The sequence below is a fragment of the Streptomyces sp. NPDC093586 genome (assembly GCF_044764905.1).
GTDB lineage: Bacteria > Actinomycetota > Actinomycetes > Streptomycetales > Streptomycetaceae > Streptomyces.
In genome coordinates this window covers 168,523-186,641 of the sequence record NZ_JBIWJA010000002.1, presented here as the reverse complement: position 1 = coordinate 186,641, position 18,119 = coordinate 168,523, and the positions used below count along the sequence as shown (strand labels likewise).

The window sequence follows — 18,119 nt, the reverse complement described above, 5'->3', positions numbered from 1 at the left end:
TAACCGATGAGCACTGTTGACATCCTTTCGCCGGCGGGCGACAAGGCCGGTACCGTCGAGCTCCCCGCGGAGATCTTCGGCGTTGAGAAGGTCAGCGTTCCGCTGATCCACCAGGTCGTCGTCGCACAGCTGGCCGCTGCCCGCCAGGGCACGCACAAGACCAAGACCCGCGGTGAAGTCCGTGGTGGCGGCAAGAAGCCGTACCGCCAGAAGGGCACCGGCCGCGCGCGCCAGGGTTCGACCCGTGCGCCGCAGTTCGCCGGCGGTGGCGTCGTGCACGGTCCCGTGCCGCGTGACTACTCGCAGCGGACCCCGAAGAAGATGAAGGCCGCGGCCCTGCGCCACGCCCTCACCGACCGGGCCCGCCACAACCGGATCCACGTCGTCACCGGCGTGATCGAGGGCGAGACCCCCTCCACCAAGGCCGCGAAGAGCCTGTTCGGCAAGATCAGCGAGCGTAAGAACCTCCTGCTCGTCGCCGACCGCTCCGACGAGGCCGCGTGGCTGTCCGCCCGCAACCTGCCCCAGATCCACATTCTGGAGCCGGGCCAGCTGAACACGTACGACGTTCTCGTCTCGGACGACGTGGTCTTCACCCAGGCCGCCTTCGAGTCCTTCGTGTCCGGCCCGAAGGCCAATGACACCGAAGGGAGCGAGGCCTGATGGCTACGCGTCACCCGAGCATCGCCTCGAAGGCCGCCAAGGCGGCCAAGGCCGCGCGCGTCGCCAAGGCGCGTCGCCACGAGGCCGAGGGCAAGAACACCGTCGTCACCCCGGCGAGCAAGGCGTTCACGGACCCCCGTGACGTGCTGCTCAAGCCGGTCGTGTCCGAGAAGAGCTACGCGCTCCTCGACGAGAACAAGTACACGTTCATCGTCGCGCCGGGCTCCAACAAGACCCAGATCAAGGAGGCCGTCCAGGCGGTCTTCTCGGTCAAGGTCACCGGGGTCAACACGATCAACCGCCAGGGCAAGCGCAAGCGGACCCGCACGGGCTTCGGCAAGCGTGCCGACAGCAAGCGCGCGATCGTGACCCTTGCCGAGGGCGACCGTATCGACATCTTCGGCGGTCCGACCGCGTAAGCGGGTCGGATCGTCCGATATCGGACGAGGACTGAGAAATGGGAATCCGCAAGTACAAGCCGACTACGCCGGGCCGTCGCGGCTCCAGCGTCGCCGACTTCGTCGAGGTCACGCGGTCCACGCCGGAGAAGTCGCTGGTCCGCCCGCTGCACAGCAAGGGCGGCCGTAACAACGCCGGTCGTGTGACCGTTCGCCACCAGGGTGGCGGACACAAGCGCGCCTACCGTGTGATCGACTTCCGTCGTCACGACAAGGACGGCGTGCCGGCGAAGGTCGCGCACATCGAGTACGACCCCAACCGCACCGCGCGCATCGCGCTGCTGCACTACGCCGACGGCGAGAAGCGCTACATCCTCGCCCCGCGCAACCTGCAGCAGGGTGACCGCGTCGAGAACGGCCCCGGGGCCGACATCAAGCCGGGCAACAACCTGGCCCTCCGCAACATCCCGGTCGGTACCACGATCCACGCGATCGAGCTCCGTCCCGGTGGCGGTGCCAAGTTCGCCCGCTCCGCCGGCGCCTCCGTGCAGCTGCTCGCGAAGGAGGGCACGATGGCCCACCTCCGCATGCCGTCCGGTGAGATCCGCCTGGTCGACCAGCGCTGCCGCGCCACGGTCGGCGAGGTCGGCAACGCCGAGCAGAGCAACATCAACTGGGGCAAGGCGGGCCGCAAGCGGTGGCTGGGCGTTCGCCCGACCGTCCGTGGTGTGGTCATGAACCCGGTGGACCACCCGCACGGTGGTGGTGAGGGCCGGACCTCCGGTGGTCGTCACCCCGTGTCCCCGTGGGGCAAGAAGGAAGGCCGTACTCGTTCGCCCAAGAAGGCGTCGAACAAGTACATCGTCCGCCGCCGCAAGACGAACAAGAAGCGCTAAGGACGGGTTGAGATGCCTCGTAGCTTGAAGAAGGGACCCTTCGTCGACGACCACCTGATCAAGAAGGTGGACTCGCAGAACGAAGCCGGTACCAAGAACGTCATCAAGACCTGGTCCCGTCGCTCGATGATCGTCCCGGCGATGCTCGGCCACACGATCGCGGTGCACAACGGCAAGACCCACATCCCGGTGTTTGTCACCGAGTCCATGGTCGGCCACAAGCTCGGCGAGTTCTCGCCGACGCGCACCTTCCGGGGTCACGTCAAGGACGACCGGAAGTCGAAGCGCCGCTAGTCAGCGGGGTGTGAAAGACCATGACAAACACTGAAGGGACAACCATGGAAGCCAGGGCCCAGGCGCGGTACATCCGCGTCACGCCCATGAAGGCCCGCCGCGTGGTGGACCTCATCCGTGGCATGGATGCCACGGAGGCTCAGGCGGTCCTGCGTTTCGCCCCGCAGGCCGCGAGCGTGCCGGTCGGCAAGGTGCTGGACAGCGCCATTGCCAACGCCGCGCACAACTACGACCACACCGACGCCGACAGCCTCTACATCTCCGAGGCCTACGTCGACGAGGGCCCGACCCTGAAGCGGTTCCGTCCGCGCGCCCAGGGCCGCGCCTACCGGATCCGCAAGCGGACCAGCCACATCACCGTGGTCGTCAGCAGCAAGGAAGGAACCCGGTAATGGGCCAGAAGGTTAACCCGCATGGGTTCCGGCTCGGTGTCACGACCGACTTCAAGTCGCGTTGGTACGCCGACAAGCTGTACAAGGACTACGTCAAGGAAGACGTCGCCATCCGTCGGATGATGACGTCCGGCATGGAGCGCGCCGGCATCTCCAAGGTCGAGATCGAGCGCACCCGTGACCGCGTGCGGGTGGACATCCACACCGCTCGTCCGGGCATCGTCATCGGCCGCCGCGGCGCCGAGGCCGACCGCATCCGCGGCGACCTCGAGAAGCTCACCGGCAAGCAGGTCCAGCTGAACATCCTCGAGGTCAAGAACCCCGAGACGGACGCTCAGCTCGTGGCCCAGGCCGTCGCCGAGCAGCTCTCCTCCCGCGTCTCCTTCCGCCGTGCCATGCGCAAGAGCATGCAGTCGGCGATGAAGGCCGGCGCCAAGGGCATCAAGATCCAGTGCGGTGGCCGCCTCGGTGGCGCCGAGATGTCCCGCTCGGAGTTCTACCGCGAGGGCCGTGTGCCCCTGCACACGCTCCGCGCGAACGTGGACTACGGCTTCTTCGAGGCCAAGACGACCTTCGGCCGCATCGGCGTGAAGGTCTGGATCTACAAGGGCGACGTCAAGAACATCGCCGAGGTCCGCGCCGAGAACGCTGCGGCCCGTGCGGGTAACCGCCCGGCCCGCGGTGGCGCCGACCGCCCGGCCCGTGGTGGCCGCGGTGGCGAGCGTGGCGGGCGCGGTCGTAAGCCGCAGCAGCAGTCGGCTCCGGCCGCCGAGGCTCCCAAGGCCGACGCGCCCGCCGCTGCCGCTCCGGCTGAGAGCACCGGAACGGAGGCCTGACCGACATGCTGATCCCCCGTAGGGTCAAGCACCGCAAGCAGCACCACCCGAAGCGCAACGGTATGTCCAAGGGTGGAACGCAGGTTGCGTTCGGCGAGTACGGCATCCAGGCGCTGACCCCGGCCTACGTCACGAACCGCCAGATCGAGGCGGCTCGTATCGCGATGACCCGTCACATCAAGCGTGGCGGCAAGGTCTGGATCAACATCTACCCGGACCGTCCGCTCACCAAGAAGCCGGCCGAGACCCGCATGGGTTCCGGTAAGGGTTCGCCGGAGTGGTGGATCGCCAACGTCAAGCCCGGACGCGTCATGTTCGAGCTGTCGTACCCCAACGAGAAGATCGCCCGTGAGGCGCTGACCCGTGCGGCCCACAAGCTGCCGATGAAGTGCCGGATCGTCAAGCGCGAGGCAGGTGAAGCGTGATGTCGGCCGGTACCAAGGCGTCCGAGCTGCGCGAACTGGGTGACGAGGAGCTGCTGAACAAGCTCCGCGAAGCCAAGGAAGAGCTGTTCAACCTCCGCTTCCAGGCGGCGACGGGTCAGCTCGAGAACCACGGTCGGCTCAAGGCCGTCCGTAAGGACATCGCGCGGATCTACACCCTGATGCGTGAGCGCGAGCTGGGCATCGAGACGGTGGAGAGCGCCTGATGAGCGAGAGCAACGTGACTGAGAACACCGAGGCACGCGGATTCCGCAAGACCCGCGAGGGTCTGGTCGTCAGCGACAAGATGGACAAGACCGTCGTCGTCGCCGTCGAGGACCGTGTCAAGCACGCGCTGTACGGCAAGGTCATCCGTCGTACGAACAAGCTCAAGGCCCACGACGAGCAGAACGCCGCGGGTGTCGGCGACCGCGTCCTCCTCATGGAGACCCGGCCGCTGTCCGCGACGAAGCGCTGGCGCGTCGTCGAGATCCTCGAGAAGGCCAAGTAGGCAATTCCCGCAAGGGAATTCCAGTAAATACGGCCTGCGGGCAAACCCGCAGGTCAGTTCCGCCAGGCTCGGCGAGAAGCGTGAAGCACTCACGCTTCTCGCCGGGAACCGGCAGACAATCAGGAGATAGACGTGATCCAGCAGGAGTCGCGACTGCGCGTCGCCGACAACACGGGTGCGAAGGAGATCCTCTGCATCCGTGTGCTCGGTGGCTCCGGTCGCCGCTACGCGGGTATCGGTGACGTCATCGTCGCCACCGTCAAGGACGCGATCCCCGGTGGCAACGTGAAGAAGGGTGACGTCGTCAAGGCGGTCATCGTTCGCACCGTCAAGGAGCGCCGCCGTCCGGACGGCTCGTACATCCGCTTCGACGAGAACGCCGCCGTCATTCTGAAGAACGACGGCGACCCTCGCGGCACCCGTATCTTCGGCCCGGTCGGCCGTGAGCTGCGCGAGAAGAAGTTCATGAAGATCATCTCCCTCGCGCCGGAGGTGCTGTGAGCATGAAGATCAAGAAGGGCGACCTGGTCCAGGTCATCACCGGTAAGGACAAGGGCAAGCAGGGCAAGGTCATCGCGGCCTTCCCCCGTGAGGACCGTGTCCTGGTCGAGGGTGTCAACCGGGTCAAGAAGCACACCAAGGCCGGTCCGACCGCTCGCGGTTCGCAGGCCGGCGGCATCGTGACCACCGAGGCCCCGATCCACGTCTCCAACGTCCAGCTGGTCGTGGAGAAGGACGGCAACAAGGTCGTCACGCGCGTCGGTTACCGCTTCGACGACGAGGGCAACAAGATCCGCGTTGCCAAGCGGACGGGTGAGGACATCTGATGGCGACCACCACCACTCCGCGTCTGAAGACGAAGTACCGCGAGGAGATCGCCGGCAAGCTGCGTGAGGAGTTCTCCTACGAGAACGTCATGCAGGTTCCGGGCCTCGTCAAGATCGTGGTCAACATGGGTGTGGGCGACGCCGCCCGCGACTCCAAGCTGATCGAGGGCGCCATCCGCGACCTCACCACGATCACCGGTCAGAAGCCGGCCGTCACCAAGGCCCGCAAGTCCATCGCGCAGTTCAAGCTGCGCGAGGGTCAGCCGATCGGTGCCCACGTCACGCTCCGTGGCGACCGCATGTGGGAGTTCCTGGACCGCACCCTGTCGCTCGCGCTGCCGCGCATCCGCGACTTCCGCGGCCTGTCCCCCAAGCAGTTCGACGGCCGTGGCAACTACACCTTCGGTCTCACGGAGCAGGTCATGTTCCACGAGATCGACCAGGACAAGATCGACCGCGTCCGGGGTATGGACATCACCGTGGTCACCACGGCGACCAACGACGCTGAGGGCCGCGCGCTCCTTCGTCACCTCGGCTTCCCGTTCAAGGAGGCGTGAGCGAGATGGCGAAGAAGGCTCTGATCGCTAAGGCTGCTCGCAAGCCCAAGTTCGGTGTGCGTGGCTACACCCGCTGCCAGCGCTGCGGCCGCCCCCACTCCGTCTACCGCAAGTTCGGCCTGTGCCGCGTGTGCCTTCGTGAGATGGCTCACCGTGGCGAGCTGCCGGGCGTGACCAAGAGCTCCTGGTAATCCGGTAATCCCGGGTTATTCAGACTCTCGGTAAGCATCTGGGTCGGCAGGGGCCCACCTCCGCATGCCGTAGGCTAGCGGGGTTGGGCGTCTGCCGCCCGTACGACTTACTACGCCGTAGGTCCACCGCGCCGCACCCGTCCCGTCTCGGATCGGGGAGAGGGATGGCGCACCAGGAAACCCCGGCGAGAGAGGCCGAAGGCCAATTCATGACCATGACTGATCCGATCGCAGACATGCTTACGCGTCTGCGGAACGCGAACTCGGCGTACCACGACTCCGTGACGATGCCGGCGTCCAAGATCAAGTCTCACATCGCGGAGATCCTCCAGCAGGAGGGCTTCATCACGGGCTGGAAGGTCGAGGACGCCGAGGTCGGCAAGAACCTCGTTCTCGAGCTGAAGTTCGGCCCGAACCGTGAGCGCTCCATCGCGGGCATCAAGCGGATCTCCAAGCCCGGTCTCCGGGTGTACGCGAAGTCCACCAACCTGCCCAAGGTGCTGGGTGGCCTCGGCGTGGCGATCATCTCCACGTCGCACGGGCTCCTCACCGACAAGCAGGCCGGCAAGAAGGGCGTGGGTGGGGAAGTCCTCGCCTACGTCTGGTAGCGGAAGGGAACGGAGGAAACAGCTATGTCGCGCATCGGCAAGCTCCCCATCGCGGTTCCCGCCGGCGTGGACGTCACCATCGACGGCCGTACGGTCGCGGTCAAGGGCCCCAAGGGCACGCTGACCCACACCGTCGTGGCGCCGATCGACATCGCCAAGGGTGAGGACGGCGTTCTGAACGTCACCCGCCCCAACGACGAGCGTCAGAGCAAGGCCCTGCACGGCCTGTCCCGCACGCTGGTGGCGAACATGATCACCGGCGTGACCCAGGGTTACGTGAAGAAGCTCGAGATCAGCGGTGTCGGTTACCGCGTGGTCGCCAAGGGTTCGAACCTGGAGTTCTCCCTCGGCTACAGCCACCCGATCACCGTCGAGGCCCCCGAGGGCATCACCTTCAAGGTGGAGTCCCCGACCCGCTTCTCGGTCGAGGGCATCGACAAGCAGAAGGTCGGCGAGGTTGCGGCCAACATCCGCAAGCTGCGCAAGCCCGACCCGTACAAGGCCAAGGGTGTCAAGTACGAGGGCGAAGTCATCCGCCGCAAGGTCGGAAAGGCGGGTAAGTAAGCCATGGCATACGGGCAGAAGATCCTCAAGGGCGACGCCTACAAGCGCGCCGCGATCAAGCGCCGTCACATCCGGATCCGCAAGCGGATCGCCGGTACGGCGGAGCGTCCCCGTCTGGTCGTTACTCGCTCGAACCGCCACATCGTGGCCCAGGTGATCGACGACCTCAAGGGTCACACCCTTGCGTCGGCGTCCACCCTGGACAGCTCGATCCGCGGCGGCGAGGCCGACAAGTCGGCGCAGGCCAAGCAGGTCGGCGCCCTGGTCGCCGAGCGCGCCAAGGCCGCCGGTGTCGAGGCCGTCGTGTTCGACCGTGGTGGCAACCAGTACGCCGGGCGCATCGCCGCTCTGGCGGACGCCGCCCGCGAAGCCGGACTGAAGTTCTGAGCCGGTTCCGTAGCTAGCGGAAAAAGAGAGAGGTAATTCCAATGGCTGGACCCCAGCGCCGCGGAAGCGGTGCCGGTGGCGGCGAGCGGCGGGACCGGAAGGGCCGTGACGGCGGCGCAGCTGCCGCCGAGAAGACCGCTTACGTTGAGCGCGTCGTCGCGATCAACCGTGTCGCCAAGGTTGTGAAGGGTGGTCGTCGCTTCAGCTTCACCGCGCTGGTCGTGGTGGGCGACGGTGACGGCACCGTGGGCGTCGGATACGGCAAGGCCAAGGAGGTGCCGGCCGCCATCGCCAAGGGCGTTGAGGAGGCCAAGAAGCACTTCTTCAAGGTCCCCCGCATCCAGGGCACCATCCCGCACCCCATCCAGGGTGAGAAGGCTGCCGGCGTCGTGCTGCTCAAGCCCGCGTCCCCGGGTACCGGTGTGATCGCCGGTGGTCCGGTGCGCGCCGTGCTCGAGTGCGCCGGTATCCACGACGTGCTGTCGAAGTCGCTCGGCTCCGACAACGCCATCAACATCGTGCACGCGACCGTGGAGGCCCTCAAGGGTCTGCAGCGTCCCGAGGAGATCGCGGCCCGCCGTGGTCTGCCGCTCGAGGACGTCGCTCCCGCGGCTCTTCTCCGTGCGCGTGCCGGGGCGGGTGCGTAATCATGGCTCAGCTCAAGATTACGCAGGTCAAGTCCTACATCGGCAGCAAGCAGAACCACCGTGACACCCTGCGCTCCCTTGGTCTCAAGGGCATCAACACGCAGGTCGTCAAGGAGGACCGCCCCGAGTTCCGCGGCATGGTGCACACCGTCCGCCACCTCGTGACGGTCGAGGAGGTCGACTGATCATGGCGGAGCAGAACCCGCTCAAGATCCACAACCTCCGTCCCGCCCCGGGCGCCAAGACCGCCAAGACCCGTGTCGGTCGTGGTGAGGCGTCGAAGGGTAAGACGGCCGGTCGTGGTACCAAGGGCACGAAGGCCCGTTACCAGGTTCCGGAGCGCTTCGAGGGTGGCCAGATGCCCCTCCACATGCGTCTTCCGAAGCTGAAGGGCTTCAAGAACCCGTTCAAGACCGAGTTCCAGGTCGTGAACCTCGACAAGCTGGCCGCGCTGTACCCCGAGGGTGGCGAGGTCACCGTCGAGGGCCTCGTGGCCAAGGGTGCCGTTCGCAAGAACAGCCTCGTCAAGGTCCTCGGCCAGGGCGAGATCTCCGTGGCGCTGCAGGTGACGGTCGACGCCGTCTCCGGCTCCGCCAAGGAGAAGATCACCGCCGCCGGCGGTACCGTCACCGAGCTCGTCTGAGCCATTCAGGCGTCTTGATGACCTGAGCGATCCCGACCGGGGATACCCCACAAATGGGGTATCCCCGGTCGGTCGTTCCAAGGGCAGTGGTCCCGCCGGTAAGGTGGCCTGCGCTGCCCTCTTTCACGGGTGCCACACATGGGGCACCCTGAGCGGCAGTTGACCGTTATCCCCTAAGTCGTCAGTCGAACCTCAAGACCGTCACCCTTGACGCAGAAGCGCGGGGGTCGCAGGAGGCACCGTGCTCACCGCGTTCGCCCGGGCGTTCAAGACGCCCGACCTGCGCAAGAAGCTGCTCTTCACGCTCGGCATCATCGTGGTGTACCGGCTCGGTACCCACATCCCGATCCCGGGCGTCGACTACAAGAGTGTCCAGGAGTGTGTGGACCAGGCGTCCGGCAACCAGGGCCTCTTCGGTCTGGTCAACATGTTCAGCGGTGGCGCCCTGCTGCAGATCACGGTCTTCGCGCTCGGCATCATGCCGTACATCACGGCGAGCATCATTCTGCAGCTGCTGACCGTGGTGATCCCGCGCCTGGAGGCCCTGAAGAAGGAGGGCCAGGCAGGCACGGCGAAGATCACGCAGTACACCCGCTACCTGACCATGGCGCTCGCCATCCTCCAGGGCACCGGCCTGGTGGCCACCGCCCGCAGCGGCGCCCTCTTCTCCGGCTGCACCGTCGCCGGCCAGATCGTGCCGGACCGGTCGATCTTCGCCACCGTCGTCATGGTGATCTGCATGACCGCCGGTACGGCCGTCGTCATGTGGCTCGGCGAACTCGTCACCGACCGCGGCATCGGCAACGGCATGTCGATCCTGATGTTCATCTCGATCGCCGCGACCTTCCCGTCCGCCCTGTGGGCCATCAAGACGTCGGGCAAGCTGGCCGACGGCTGGATCGAGTTCGGCACCGTCATCCTGGTCGGTCTGGCCATGGTCGGCCTGGTCGTCTTCGTCGAGCAGGCTCAGCGCCGCATCCCGGTGCAGTACGCCAAGCGCATGATCGGCCGGCGTTCCTACGGCGGTACGTCCACGTACATCCCGCTCAAGGTGAACCAGGCGGGTGTGATCCCCGTCATCTTCGCCTCGTCGCTGCTCTACATCCCGGCGCTGATCGTCCAGTTCTCCAACTCGCAGGCGGGTTGGGCCACCTGGATCACGAAGAACCTGGCGGCCACGGACGCGACGCCGCACATCATCCTGTACTTCTTCCTGATCGTCTTCTTCGCCTTCTTCTACGTGGCCATCTCGTTCAACCCCGAGGAAGTCGCCGACAACATGAAGAAGTATGGTGGCTTCATCCCGGGCATCCGGGCTGGCCGACCGACCGCTGAGTATCTGAGCTACGTACTCAATCGGATCACCTGGCCGGGTTCGCTGTACCTGGGTCTGATCGCTCTCGTCCCGACAATGGCGTTGGCTGGTTTCGGGGCAAACCAGAACTTCCCGTTCGGCGGTACCAGCATCCTGATCATCGTGGGTGTGGGTCTCGAGACGGTGAAGCAGATCGAGAGCCAGCTCCAGCAGCGCAATTACGAAGGGTTCCTCCGCTGATGCGAATCGTCCTCGTCGGGCCGCCGGGTGCCGGAAAGGGAACGCAGGCCACCCGCCTTGCCGAGACGCTGCACATTCCGCACATCTCCACGGGAGACCTGTTCCGCGCGAACATCAGCCGGCAGACCGAGCTGGGCAAGCTCGCCAAGTCCTACATGGACGCCGGCAACCTCGTACCGGACGAGGTCACCATCGCCATGGCGAAGGACCGGATGGAGCAGCCCGACGCCGAGGGCGGCTTCCTGCTGGACGGTTTCCCGCGCAACGTCTCGCAGGCCGAGGCGCTGGACGAGCTCCTCGACACCGAGGACATGAAGCTCGACGCGGTGCTGGATCTCGAGGCCCCCGAGGACGAGGTCGTCAAGCGGATCGCCGGGCGGCGCGTCTGCCGCAACGACTCGGCGCACGTCTTCCACGTGACGTACACGCCGCCGAAGAAGGAAGGCGTCTGCGACGTCTGCGGCGGCGAGCTGTACCAGCGGGACGACGACTCCGAGGAGACGGTCCGCAAGCGGCTCGAGGTCTACCACACGCAGACCGAGCCGATCATCGACTACTACAAGGCGCAGGGACTGGTCGTCACCATCTCCGCGATGGGGCCGGTGAGCGAGGTCACGGGGCGGGCGCTGGAGGCGCTGAAGCGGGACAAGTAGTTCTTGTGGCGCGTGGTCACAGCCGCGGTTCCTTTTCAGGGGCCGCGGCTGTGGCGTGCCGGGGGGTGGATCCCAGCGCCCGCCCGTGCCGCCCCGGGGGCACCTCCCAGGGCGTTCAGGCACCGGAGGAGGCACGACTGCCCGCGGTTGCGGTGACTGCCGCGGCCTGCGCCGGTGACCGGCCCCGTATCGTTGATGGCGTCCGTTGTTGTTCTTCCGGTCCAGAAAGGCCGCAGTCCCCATGGTGCAGATCAAGAGCCCCGAGCAGATCGCCAAGATGCGCGAGGCGGGGTTGGTCGTCGCCGCCATCCACGCGGCCACGCGGGAGGCCGCCGTGCCCGGCGCCACGACCAAGGACCTGGACCAGGTCGCCCGCAAGGTGCTCGCGGAGCACGACGCCAAGCCGAACTTCCTCGGCTACGGCGGGTTCCCGGCGACGATCTGCACGTCCGTGAACGAGGTCGTCGTCCACGGCATCCCGTCCGACGACGTGGTCCTCAAGGACGGGGACATCATCTCCATCGACTGCGGCGCGATCATCGACGGCTGGCACGGCGACGCCGCCTACACGGCCTTCGTCGGCTCCGGTCACGCCCCGGAACTGGTCGAGCTCTCCCGGGTGACCGAGGAGTCGATGTGGGCCGGCATCGCGGCGATGAAGCAGGGCAACCGGCTCGTCGACATCTCGCGGGCCGTCGAGACGTACATCCGCCGCCAGCCCAAGCCCGGCGGCGGCAAGTACGGGATCATCGAGGACTACGGCGGCCACGGCATCGGCACCGAGATGCACATGGACCCGCACCTGCTGAACTACGTCGACCGGCGCCGCGGCAAGGGTCCGAAGCTGGTGCCCGGCTTCTGCCTGGCCATCGAGCCGATGGTGTCCCTCGGCACCCCGAAGACCAAGGTCCTCCAGGACGAGTGGACGGTCATCACGACGGACGGCACGTGGTCGTCGCACTGGGAGCACTCCGTGGCGCTGACGGAGCAGGGCCCCCTGGTCCTGACGGCCCCCGACGGAGGCAGGGCCAAGCTGGCCGAGCTGGGCGTCACGGCGGCACCGGACCCGCTGGCGTAACGATCTCACCCGTGGGGCAGACTTCCTCGTTTCGCCTTTCCGGGGATGCTGACGTAGACTGACTCGTCGGCTCCAGTGCACCCGTATGCCTGCATCAGCTCGCAGGGCGCAGCGGAGTCGATCAAGGTAGTCGATTCGAAGGGCGAAGCGTGGCCAAGAAGCAAGGTGCCATCGAGATCGAGGGCACTGTCGTCGAGTCTCTTCCGAACGCCATGTTCAAGGTCGAGCTCCAGAACGGCCACCAGGTCCTGGCACACATCAGCGGCAAGATGCGTATGCACTACATCCGCATCCTCCCTGACGACCGGGTCGTGGTGGAGTTGTCTCCGTACGACCTGACGCGTGGCCGGATCGTCTACCGGTACAAGTAGATCTTGCCCACGTCCCGCGGCGCCGTGCCGCGGGCCCGCCGGCAACTGACCCGGAGAACCTCACCCCATGAAGGTCAAGCCGAGCGTCAAGAAGATCTGCGACAAGTGCAGGGTGATCCGCCGTCACGGTCGGGTCATGGTCATCTGCGACAACCCGCGCCACAAGCAGCGCCAGGGCTGACGCACGACCGTTCCCTCCGCGATTCGCATGACTTCGCGCGACGCGAGCTGAACATGTTCATACGCAGGACCCGGGCACCCAGGTGCCCGACACCCCCGGTTCGGAGGCCGGGGACCCGGTTCGTACCTGATACGGCGGCCGGGGACCGGTTCTGTGGAAGACCTCCGACAATCAACTGGAGCCATTGAATGGCACGCGTTTCCGGTGTTGACATCCCGCGCGAAAAGCGCGTGGAGATCGCCCTCACCTACGTGTTCGGCATCGGCCGGACCCTTTCGCAGCAGACGCTGGCCGCCACCGGCGTCGACCCGAACACCCGCGTTCGCGACCTCTCCGAGGAGCAGCTCGTCGCGATCCGCGAGTACGTCGACAACAACATCAAGACCGAGGGTGACCTCCGTCGCGAGATCCAGGCCGACATCCGCCGCAAGGTCGAGATCGGTACGTACCAGGGTCTGCGTCACCGCCGCGGCCTGCCCGTCCGCGGTCAGCGCACCAGCACCAACGCCCGCACCCGCAAGGGCCCGCGTCGCGCCATCGCCGGTAAGAAGAAGCCGGGCAAGAAGTAGTCCGCAGCGGACTCGCCGTCCAGCGGTCTTCGCTGTAGGACCGACCACCTCCCGTAGGAGAACGACATGCCCCCCAAGGGACGTCAGGGCGCTGCCAAGAAGGTGCGCCGCAAGGAAAAGAAGAACGTCGCTCACGGCCACGCGCACATCAAGAGCACGTTCAACAACACCATCGTTTCGATCACGGACCCGTCCGGCAACGTGATCTCCTGGGCCTCCGCCGGCCACGTCGGCTTCAAGGGCTCCCGGAAGTCCACGCCGTTCGCCGCGCAGATGGCCGCCGAGTCGGCCGCCCGCCGCGCTCAGGAGCACGGCATGCGCAAGGTCGACGTGTTCGTCAAGGGCCCGGGTTCCGGTCGTGAGACCGCCATCCGCTCCCTGCAGGCGACCGGCCTCGAGGTCGGTTCCATCCAGGACGTCACGCCCACCCCGCACAACGGCTGCCGTCCGCCGAAGCGTCGTCGCGTCTGACGCTCGGCACGCGGCGGACCGGCCTCCGGCTGGGGCTGTGGGGGGCGCCTCCCACAGGTCGCAGTACGGCTGCCGTCCGCCGAAGCGTCGTCGTGTCCGACCTCGCTTCGCCAGGGATTTCCGGGCGGTACGGCTCTTTCGGGTCGTGCCGCCCGTACCCTTGCAGTACAGAGTCGGGCGTCAAATAGCGGGCGCCCCTGACTGAAGGATTCACTCCATGCTGATCGCTCAGCGTCCCTCGTTGACCGAAGAGGTCGTCGACGAGTTCCGCTCCCGGTTCGTCATCGAGCCGCTGGAGCCGGGCTTCGGCTACACCCTCGGCAACTCCCTCCGCCGTACCCTCCTCTCGTCGATCCCCGGCGCTGCTGTGACCAGCATCCGCATCGACGGTGTCCTGCACGAGTTCACCACCGTGCCGGGCGTCAAGGAGGACGTCACCGACCTGATCCTCAACATCAAGCAGCTGGTCGTCTCCTCGGAGCACGACGAGCCGGTCGTGATGTACCTGCGCAAGCAGGGCCCGGGTCTGGTCACCGCCGCCGACATCGCGCCCCCGGCCGGTGTCGAGGTGCACAACCCCGACCTCGTCCTCGCCACGCTCAACGGCAAGGGCAAGCTGGAGATGGAGCTGACCGTCGAGCGCGGTCGCGGCTACGTCTCCGCCGTGCAGAACAAGCAGGTGGGCCAGGAGATCGGCCGTATCCCGGTCGACTCGATCTACTCGCCCGTCCTCAAGGTCACGTACAAGGTCGAGGCCACGCGTGTCGAGCAGCGCACCGACTTCGACAAGCTGATCGTCGACGTCGAGACCAAGCAGGCGATGCGTCCGCGCGACGCCATGGCCTCCGCCGGCAAGACCCTGGTCGAGCTGTTCGGTCTCGCCCGCGAGCTGAACATCGACGCCGAGGGCATCGACATGGGTCCGTCCCCGACGGACGCCGCGCTGGCGGCCGACCTCGCGCTCCCGATCGAGGAGCTCGAGCTCACCGTCCGGTCGTACAACTGCCTCAAGCGTGAGGGCATCCACTCCGTGGGCGAGCTCGTGGCGCGTTCCGAGGCCGACCTGCTCGACATCCGCAACTTCGGTGCGAAGTCGATCGACGAGGTCAAGGCGAAGCTGGCCGGCATGGGCCTCGCGCTCAAGGACAGCCCGCCCGGATTCGACCCGACCGCCGCCGCGGACGCCTTCGGCGCCGACGACGACGCGGACGCGGGCTTCGTCGAGACCGAGCAGTACTGAGCGCTCCGCGAGGAGGGCCGTACTGCGGCTGCCGGTCCGTCGTGGCCGGTCGCGCAGTTCCCCGCGCCCCTTACGGGGCGCGGACCCTCCGGGGCGCCTGGAAAGGCGCCCCGGATCTCCGACAGGCGACCGCCTGCTCGGATACTGACTCCGGTACCTGATACGGCCGGGGCAGACACCTAGGAGAGACACCATGCCGAAGCCCACCAAGGGTGCCCGTCTGGGCGGCAGCGCCGCGCACGAGAAGCTGCTCCTCGCGAACCTCGCGAAGTCGCTGTTCGAGCACGGCCGCATCACCACGACCGAGGCGAAGGCGCGCAAGCTGCGTCCGTACGCCGAGCGTCTGGTCACCAAGGCGAAGAAGGGCGACCTTCACAACCGCCGTCAGGTGCTCCAGGTCATCACGGACAAGAGCGTCGTCCACACGCTCTTCACCGAGATCGGCCCCCGGTACGAGAACCGTCCCGGTGGTTACACCCGGATCACCAAGATCGGCAACCGCCGTGGCGACAACGCGCCCATGGCCGTCATCGAGCTGGTCGAGGCGCTGACCGTGGCGCAGCAGGCGACCGGTGAGGCCGAGGCCGCGACGAAGCGTGCCGCCAAGGACGCCGAGGCCGCTCCGGCTGCCGAGGAGACCAAGACCGAGGCCGCCGAGGCCCCGGCCGAGGAGTCCAAGGAGGCCTGAGGCTTCCGGCTCGTGACGGGCCCGTCCCCTTCGGGGGGCGGGCCCGTCCGCATGACGGGGCAACCTTCCCGGCAGGTCAGGGGTCATGTATGCGTCACCGAATCCCGGTGCGTCCGGTCCCTGAGTCACGGGGGTTTCATGCCTTCTCCCGCCGCCGTGCGGCGTCGTACCGCCGCCTTCGCGCTGGCCGCCCTGGCCGCCACGGCGCTCGCCAGTCCCGCCCACGCCGAGGAACAGCCGCTGCCGGTCGCCGTCACCGGTCCCGACAGCGTGAACCTCTCCCTGCACCCGGAGTCCGGCGAGCCGGCCGAACCGCAGATCGAGCTGGGGCTGCGGGCGCCCGGCGAGCCGGTACCGGACCAGGACGGGGTCATCCACCCGATCCGCACCGGCGCATACACGGTCACCGTGGACGCCCGCTCCCTGGCCGGGGTCGCCGCCGTGGACTTCTCCGGCCTCGGCGGCGGGCAGGGGTGCGCCGTCGACGGGCTCGTCGCCACCTGCAACGGCTACGAGATCTACGCCGGCCAGGACTACAACCGCCTCGGCGGCATCCGCCTCGACGTGACCGACGAGAGCGCCGCGGGCGACGCCGGCAGCATCGAGATCACGGCCCAGGGCGAGGGCCTGGCCTTCACCGGGCACTCGGTGGACGTGCTGGTCGGCGGCCCCGAGCTGCGGATGAAGCAGCTGACCGAGCCCGAGGACCTCCGGGCCGGCGACACCTTCCGGGCGCCGCTGGGCTTCCGCAACGTCGGCGGGCTGGGCGGCGAGGGCGTCCTGCTGCGCGTCTCCGGCACCCGGGGCCTGTCCTTCCCCCAGACCTTCGGCAACTGCTGGTACGACCCGCGCGACCCCGACGACCTGCTCGGGCGTTCCGAGGCACTGTGCGTCTTCGACGGCGGGTTCGCCGGGGACGCGGCCTACGGGCTGAGCACGCCCTTCCCGGTCCGGACGGCCGGCTTCGCGCTGCAGGACGCGCTGTCCTACTCCTTCAGCGCGGTGCCCGCCGCACAGGCCCGGGAGCTGCTGGCCCGGGGCGACCACCAGGCCGGGGACGGCCCGGCGCTGGAGCTGGTCCGCCTGCCGGAGGCGGACCCGGCCGGCTACACGCGCTGGGCGGAGCTGGACCTGCCGACCAGGAACACCTTCGACCTCGATCTGACCGGTGAGCGGCTGCGGGCCCGCAAGGGCAGCACCGTGTCGGTGGACGTCGGCTTCGCCAACCACGGCCCCGCCTGGCTGGCCCTGCTGCGCTCCGGCGGCGAGCCGATCTCCTTCCAGGTCGACCTGCCGCCGGGCACCACGGCCACCACCGTCCCCGAGAACTGCCAACGGGCCTGGGAGGGCGCCGAGGGCGACTACGCCTGCTTCGTCTCCACGCCGGTCCTGGAGGACGACTCCCGTACCTTCACCTTCGGCCTCCGCGTCGACGAGGTGATCAAGAACGCCACCGGCCGGGCGTTCTTCGCGTACACGATGCCGAACGAGGGCGACCCGGCGAACGACTCCGGACAGATCGTGCTGAACCCCACCGGCCGGGGCTGACCGGCGGCCGGTCCGGCAGCGGGTCCGTCCTCCGGGGCGGGCCCGTTCGCCGTTCCTGAGAGGATTCAGGGGTGAGTGAGGAAGTAGAGCCCGGGCACGTACGGGTGCGCCTTGATCTTTCCTACGACGGCACCGGGTTCTCCGGCTGGGCCAAACAGGCCGGCGGGCGGCGGACCGTGCAGGGGGAGATCGAGGACGCGCTGCGGACGGTCACGCGGTCCCGTGAGACGTACGAGCTGACCGTGGCGGGGCGGACCGACGCCGGGGTGCACGCCCGGGGCCAGGTCGCCCACGTCGACCTGCCACGCGAGGTCTGGGCCGAGCACCACGGGAAGCTGCTCAAGCGGCTCGCCGGGCGGCTGCCCAGGGACGTGCGGGTGTGGGCCCTCAGAGAGGCGCCCAGCGGCTTCGACGCCCGGTTCTCGGCGGTCTGGCGGCGCTACGCCTACCGGGTCACCGACAACCCCGGCGGCGTCGACCCGCTGCTGCGCGGACACGTCCTGTGGCACGACTGGCCCCTCGACGTGGACGCCATGAACGAGGCCGCCCGGGGGCTGCTCGGGGAGCACGACTTCGCCGCCTACTGCAAGAAGCGCGAGGGGGCCACCACCATCCGGACGCTGCAGGAACTGAGCCTGGTGCGCGGCGACGACGGGATCATCACCGCCACCGTGCGGGCCGACGCCTTCTGCCACAACATGGTCCGCTCCCTGATCGGGGCGCTGCTGTTCGTCGGCGACGGGCACCGCCCGCCCGACTGGCCCGCCAAGGTGCTCGCCGCCGGTGTCCGGGACTCCGCCGTGCACGTCGTCCGGCCGCACGGGCTGACCCTGGAGGAGGTCGGCTACCCGGCGGACGAGCTGCTGGCGGCGCGGAACAAGGAGGCCCGCAACCGGCGGTCCCTGCCGGGGGCCGGCTGCTGCTGAGCG

The 18,119-nt window shown here is 67.8% G+C and carries 30 protein-coding genes; all 30 read left to right on the top strand.

Annotated features, from left to right (window positions below; genetic code table 11):
* Positions 1 to 6: 6 nt before the first annotated feature.
* Positions 7 to 663: a 50S ribosomal protein L4 gene (rplD, locus tag ACIRFH_RS03050; RefSeq protein ID WP_077796754.1), complete on the top strand. Its 657-nt coding sequence runs from the start codon at positions 7 to 9 to the stop codon at positions 661 to 663.
* A complete protein-coding gene (gene rplW, locus ACIRFH_RS03045) occupies positions 663 to 1,082 on the top strand; it encodes a 50S ribosomal protein L23 (RefSeq protein WP_161163020.1) in 420 nt (139 codons plus the stop codon). The genes rplD and rplW overlap by 1 nt, the downstream gene beginning before the upstream one ends.
* Positions 1,083 to 1,120: 38 nt before the next feature.
* Positions 1,121 to 1,957 (top strand): 50S ribosomal protein L2, encoded by an 837-nt coding sequence (rplB, locus tag ACIRFH_RS03040; protein WP_003974264.1) that lies wholly within the window; start codon positions 1,121 to 1,123, stop codon positions 1,955 to 1,957.
* A gap of 12 nt (positions 1,958 to 1,969) precedes the next feature.
* A complete protein-coding gene (rpsS, locus tag ACIRFH_RS03035) occupies positions 1,970 to 2,251 on the top strand; it encodes a 30S ribosomal protein S19 (RefSeq protein ID WP_031076666.1) in 282 nt (93 codons plus the stop codon).
* Between the two features lie 44 nt (positions 2,252 to 2,295).
* Positions 2,296 to 2,643, top strand: coding sequence for a 50S ribosomal protein L22 (rplV, locus tag ACIRFH_RS03030; RefSeq protein WP_019329637.1), 348 nt, complete (start codon positions 2,296 to 2,298; stop codon positions 2,641 to 2,643).
* On the top strand, positions 2,643 to 3,479 hold the full coding sequence (rpsC, locus tag ACIRFH_RS03025) for a 30S ribosomal protein S3 (RefSeq protein WP_403516799.1): 837 nt from the start codon (positions 2,643 to 2,645) through the stop codon (positions 3,477 to 3,479). Before rplV ends, rpsC begins: the two co-directional genes overlap by 1 nt.
* A gap of 5 nt (positions 3,480 to 3,484) precedes the next feature.
* Complete coding sequence (gene rplP / locus ACIRFH_RS03020) at positions 3,485 to 3,904, top strand: 50S ribosomal protein L16 (protein ID WP_009190136.1); 420 nt, start codon at positions 3,485 to 3,487, stop codon at positions 3,902 to 3,904.
* Entirely contained in the window at positions 3,904 to 4,128 is a 225-nt protein-coding gene (gene rpmC, locus ACIRFH_RS03015) for a 50S ribosomal protein L29 (RefSeq protein ID WP_005481220.1), read from the top strand. The genes rplP and rpmC overlap by 1 nt, the downstream gene beginning before the upstream one ends.
* The gene (gene rpsQ, locus ACIRFH_RS03010) at positions 4,128 to 4,412 is read left to right on the top strand and encodes a 30S ribosomal protein S17 (RefSeq protein WP_014674375.1); all 285 of its coding nucleotides are present in this window, start codon (positions 4,128 to 4,130) and stop codon (positions 4,410 to 4,412) included. The genes rpmC and rpsQ overlap by 1 nt, the downstream gene beginning before the upstream one ends.
* Positions 4,413 to 4,544: 132 nt before the next feature.
* The gene (rplN, locus tag ACIRFH_RS03005) at positions 4,545 to 4,913 is read left to right on the top strand and encodes a 50S ribosomal protein L14 (protein ID WP_003998823.1); all 369 of its coding nucleotides are present in this window, start codon (positions 4,545 to 4,547) and stop codon (positions 4,911 to 4,913) included.
* Between the two features lie 2 nt (positions 4,914 to 4,915).
* Complete coding sequence (gene rplX / locus ACIRFH_RS03000; RefSeq protein WP_003992365.1) at positions 4,916 to 5,239, top strand: 50S ribosomal protein L24; 324 nt, start codon at positions 4,916 to 4,918, stop codon at positions 5,237 to 5,239.
* Entirely contained in the window at positions 5,239 to 5,796 is a 558-nt protein-coding gene (rplE, locus tag ACIRFH_RS02995; RefSeq protein WP_019329632.1) for a 50S ribosomal protein L5, read from the top strand. The genes rplX and rplE overlap by 1 nt, the downstream gene beginning before the upstream one ends.
* A 5-nt stretch (positions 5,797 to 5,801) precedes the next feature.
* Positions 5,802 to 5,987: a type Z 30S ribosomal protein S14 gene (locus tag ACIRFH_RS02990; RefSeq protein ID WP_003948630.1), complete on the top strand. Its 186-nt coding sequence runs from the start codon at positions 5,802 to 5,804 to the stop codon at positions 5,985 to 5,987.
* Between the two features lie 209 nt (positions 5,988 to 6,196).
* The gene (rpsH, locus tag ACIRFH_RS02985; protein WP_007384075.1) at positions 6,197 to 6,595 is read left to right on the top strand and encodes a 30S ribosomal protein S8; all 399 of its coding nucleotides are present in this window, start codon (positions 6,197 to 6,199) and stop codon (positions 6,593 to 6,595) included.
* Between the two features lie 24 nt (positions 6,596 to 6,619).
* Positions 6,620 to 7,159: a 50S ribosomal protein L6 gene (gene rplF, locus ACIRFH_RS02980; protein ID WP_217143310.1), complete on the top strand. Its 540-nt coding sequence runs from the start codon at positions 6,620 to 6,622 to the stop codon at positions 7,157 to 7,159.
* 3 nt (positions 7,160 to 7,162) lie between these two features.
* Positions 7,163 to 7,546: a 50S ribosomal protein L18 gene (gene rplR / locus ACIRFH_RS02975; protein WP_019329629.1), complete on the top strand. Its 384-nt coding sequence runs from the start codon at positions 7,163 to 7,165 to the stop codon at positions 7,544 to 7,546.
* Positions 7,547 to 7,587: 41 nt separating this feature from the next.
* Positions 7,588 to 8,193 (top strand): 30S ribosomal protein S5, encoded by a 606-nt coding sequence (gene rpsE / locus ACIRFH_RS02970; protein WP_019753099.1) that lies wholly within the window; start codon positions 7,588 to 7,590, stop codon positions 8,191 to 8,193.
* 2 nt (positions 8,194 to 8,195) lie between these two features.
* Complete coding sequence (rpmD, locus tag ACIRFH_RS02965) at positions 8,196 to 8,378, top strand: 50S ribosomal protein L30 (protein WP_003974250.1); 183 nt, start codon at positions 8,196 to 8,198, stop codon at positions 8,376 to 8,378.
* A 2-nt stretch (positions 8,379 to 8,380) separates the two neighbouring features.
* Positions 8,381 to 8,836, top strand: a complete 456-nt coding sequence (rplO, locus tag ACIRFH_RS02960; protein WP_023547373.1) for a 50S ribosomal protein L15 — start codon at positions 8,381 to 8,383, stop codon at positions 8,834 to 8,836.
* Positions 8,837 to 9,077: 241 nt separating this feature from the next.
* Entirely contained in the window at positions 9,078 to 10,391 is a 1,314-nt protein-coding gene (gene secY / locus ACIRFH_RS02955) for a preprotein translocase subunit SecY (RefSeq protein WP_403516798.1), read from the top strand.
* A complete protein-coding gene (locus tag ACIRFH_RS02950; RefSeq protein WP_403516797.1) occupies positions 10,391 to 11,044 on the top strand; it encodes an adenylate kinase in 654 nt (217 codons plus the stop codon). The genes secY and ACIRFH_RS02950 overlap by 1 nt, the downstream gene beginning before the upstream one ends.
* 241 nt (positions 11,045 to 11,285) lie before the next feature.
* Positions 11,286 to 12,122 (top strand): type I methionyl aminopeptidase, encoded by an 837-nt coding sequence (gene map, locus ACIRFH_RS02945; protein ID WP_403516796.1) that lies wholly within the window; start codon positions 11,286 to 11,288, stop codon positions 12,120 to 12,122.
* A 149-nt stretch (positions 12,123 to 12,271) separates the two neighbouring features.
* Positions 12,272 to 12,493 (top strand): translation initiation factor IF-1, encoded by a 222-nt coding sequence (infA, locus tag ACIRFH_RS02940; RefSeq protein ID WP_003948620.1) that lies wholly within the window; start codon positions 12,272 to 12,274, stop codon positions 12,491 to 12,493.
* Between the two features lie 67 nt (positions 12,494 to 12,560).
* Entirely contained in the window at positions 12,561 to 12,674 is a 114-nt protein-coding gene (rpmJ, locus tag ACIRFH_RS02935; RefSeq protein WP_003974245.1) for a 50S ribosomal protein L36, read from the top strand.
* Positions 12,675 to 12,862: 188 nt separating this feature from the next.
* Positions 12,863 to 13,243 carry a 30S ribosomal protein S13 gene (gene rpsM, locus ACIRFH_RS02930; protein ID WP_004984507.1) on the top strand — a complete coding sequence of 127 codons (381 nt, stop codon included), beginning with the start codon at positions 12,863 to 12,865 and terminating at the stop codon, positions 13,241 to 13,243.
* 66 nt (positions 13,244 to 13,309) lie between these two features.
* A complete protein-coding gene (gene rpsK, locus ACIRFH_RS02925) occupies positions 13,310 to 13,714 on the top strand; it encodes a 30S ribosomal protein S11 (RefSeq protein ID WP_003956432.1) in 405 nt (134 codons plus the stop codon).
* A gap of 217 nt (positions 13,715 to 13,931) precedes the next feature.
* Positions 13,932 to 14,954, top strand: a complete 1,023-nt coding sequence (locus tag ACIRFH_RS02920; protein ID WP_003966937.1) for a DNA-directed RNA polymerase subunit alpha — start codon at positions 13,932 to 13,934, stop codon at positions 14,952 to 14,954.
* A 193-nt stretch (positions 14,955 to 15,147) separates the two neighbouring features.
* Positions 15,148 to 15,642, top strand: coding sequence for a 50S ribosomal protein L17 (gene rplQ / locus ACIRFH_RS02915; protein WP_077796747.1), 495 nt, complete (start codon positions 15,148 to 15,150; stop codon positions 15,640 to 15,642).
* Positions 15,643 to 15,780: 138 nt separating this feature from the next.
* Entirely contained in the window at positions 15,781 to 17,190 is a 1,410-nt protein-coding gene (locus ACIRFH_RS02910; RefSeq protein WP_403516795.1) for a hypothetical protein, read from the top strand.
* 71 nt (positions 17,191 to 17,261) lie between these two features.
* Positions 17,262 to 18,116, top strand: a complete 855-nt coding sequence (truA, locus tag ACIRFH_RS02905; RefSeq protein ID WP_403516794.1) for a tRNA pseudouridine(38-40) synthase TruA — start codon at positions 17,262 to 17,264, stop codon at positions 18,114 to 18,116.
* Positions 18,117 to 18,119 lie beyond the last annotated feature (3 nt).

Excerpts from the sequence above, each read along its gene's own strand:
- rplD (WP_077796754.1), top strand. The coding sequence starts at position 7 with ATGAGCACTGTTGACATCCTTTCGCCGGCGGGCGACAAGGCCGGTACC.
- rplW (WP_161163020.1), top strand. The coding sequence starts at position 663 with ATGGCTACGCGTCACCCGAGCATCGCCTCGAAGGCCGCCAAGGCGGCC.
- rplB (WP_003974264.1), top strand. The coding sequence starts at position 1,121 with ATGGGAATCCGCAAGTACAAGCCGACTACGCCGGGCCGTCGCGGCTCC.
- rpsS (WP_031076666.1), top strand. The coding sequence starts at position 1,970 with ATGCCTCGTAGCTTGAAGAAGGGACCCTTCGTCGACGACCACCTGATC.
- rplV (WP_019329637.1), top strand. The coding sequence starts at position 2,296 with ATGGAAGCCAGGGCCCAGGCGCGGTACATCCGCGTCACGCCCATGAAG.
- rpsC (WP_403516799.1), top strand. The coding sequence starts at position 2,643 with ATGGGCCAGAAGGTTAACCCGCATGGGTTCCGGCTCGGTGTCACGACC.
- rplP (WP_009190136.1), top strand. The coding sequence starts at position 3,485 with ATGCTGATCCCCCGTAGGGTCAAGCACCGCAAGCAGCACCACCCGAAG.
- rpmC (WP_005481220.1), top strand. The coding sequence starts at position 3,904 with ATGTCGGCCGGTACCAAGGCGTCCGAGCTGCGCGAACTGGGTGACGAG.
- rpsQ (WP_014674375.1), top strand. The coding sequence starts at position 4,128 with ATGAGCGAGAGCAACGTGACTGAGAACACCGAGGCACGCGGATTCCGC.
- rplX (WP_003992365.1), top strand. The coding sequence starts at position 4,916 with ATGAAGATCAAGAAGGGCGACCTGGTCCAGGTCATCACCGGTAAGGAC.
- rplE (WP_019329632.1), top strand. The coding sequence starts at position 5,239 with ATGGCGACCACCACCACTCCGCGTCTGAAGACGAAGTACCGCGAGGAG.
- ACIRFH_RS02990 (WP_003948630.1), top strand. The coding sequence starts at position 5,802 with ATGGCGAAGAAGGCTCTGATCGCTAAGGCTGCTCGCAAGCCCAAGTTC.
- rpsH (WP_007384075.1), top strand. The coding sequence starts at position 6,197 with ATGACCATGACTGATCCGATCGCAGACATGCTTACGCGTCTGCGGAAC.
- rplF (WP_217143310.1), top strand. The coding sequence starts at position 6,620 with ATGTCGCGCATCGGCAAGCTCCCCATCGCGGTTCCCGCCGGCGTGGAC.
- rplR (WP_019329629.1), top strand. The coding sequence starts at position 7,163 with ATGGCATACGGGCAGAAGATCCTCAAGGGCGACGCCTACAAGCGCGCC.
- rpsE (WP_019753099.1), top strand. The coding sequence starts at position 7,588 with ATGGCTGGACCCCAGCGCCGCGGAAGCGGTGCCGGTGGCGGCGAGCGG.
- rpmD (WP_003974250.1), top strand. The coding sequence starts at position 8,196 with ATGGCTCAGCTCAAGATTACGCAGGTCAAGTCCTACATCGGCAGCAAG.
- rplO (WP_023547373.1), top strand. The coding sequence starts at position 8,381 with ATGGCGGAGCAGAACCCGCTCAAGATCCACAACCTCCGTCCCGCCCCG.
- ACIRFH_RS02950 (WP_403516797.1), top strand. The coding sequence starts at position 10,391 with ATGCGAATCGTCCTCGTCGGGCCGCCGGGTGCCGGAAAGGGAACGCAG.
- map (WP_403516796.1), top strand. The coding sequence starts at position 11,286 with ATGGTGCAGATCAAGAGCCCCGAGCAGATCGCCAAGATGCGCGAGGCG.
- rpmJ (WP_003974245.1), top strand. The coding sequence starts at position 12,561 with ATGAAGGTCAAGCCGAGCGTCAAGAAGATCTGCGACAAGTGCAGGGTG.
- rpsM (WP_004984507.1), top strand. The coding sequence starts at position 12,863 with ATGGCACGCGTTTCCGGTGTTGACATCCCGCGCGAAAAGCGCGTGGAG.
- rpsK (WP_003956432.1), top strand. The coding sequence starts at position 13,310 with ATGCCCCCCAAGGGACGTCAGGGCGCTGCCAAGAAGGTGCGCCGCAAG.
- ACIRFH_RS02920 (WP_003966937.1), top strand. The coding sequence starts at position 13,932 with ATGCTGATCGCTCAGCGTCCCTCGTTGACCGAAGAGGTCGTCGACGAG.
- rplQ (WP_077796747.1), top strand. The coding sequence starts at position 15,148 with ATGCCGAAGCCCACCAAGGGTGCCCGTCTGGGCGGCAGCGCCGCGCAC.
- ACIRFH_RS02910 (WP_403516795.1), top strand. The coding sequence starts at position 15,781 with ATGCCTTCTCCCGCCGCCGTGCGGCGTCGTACCGCCGCCTTCGCGCTG.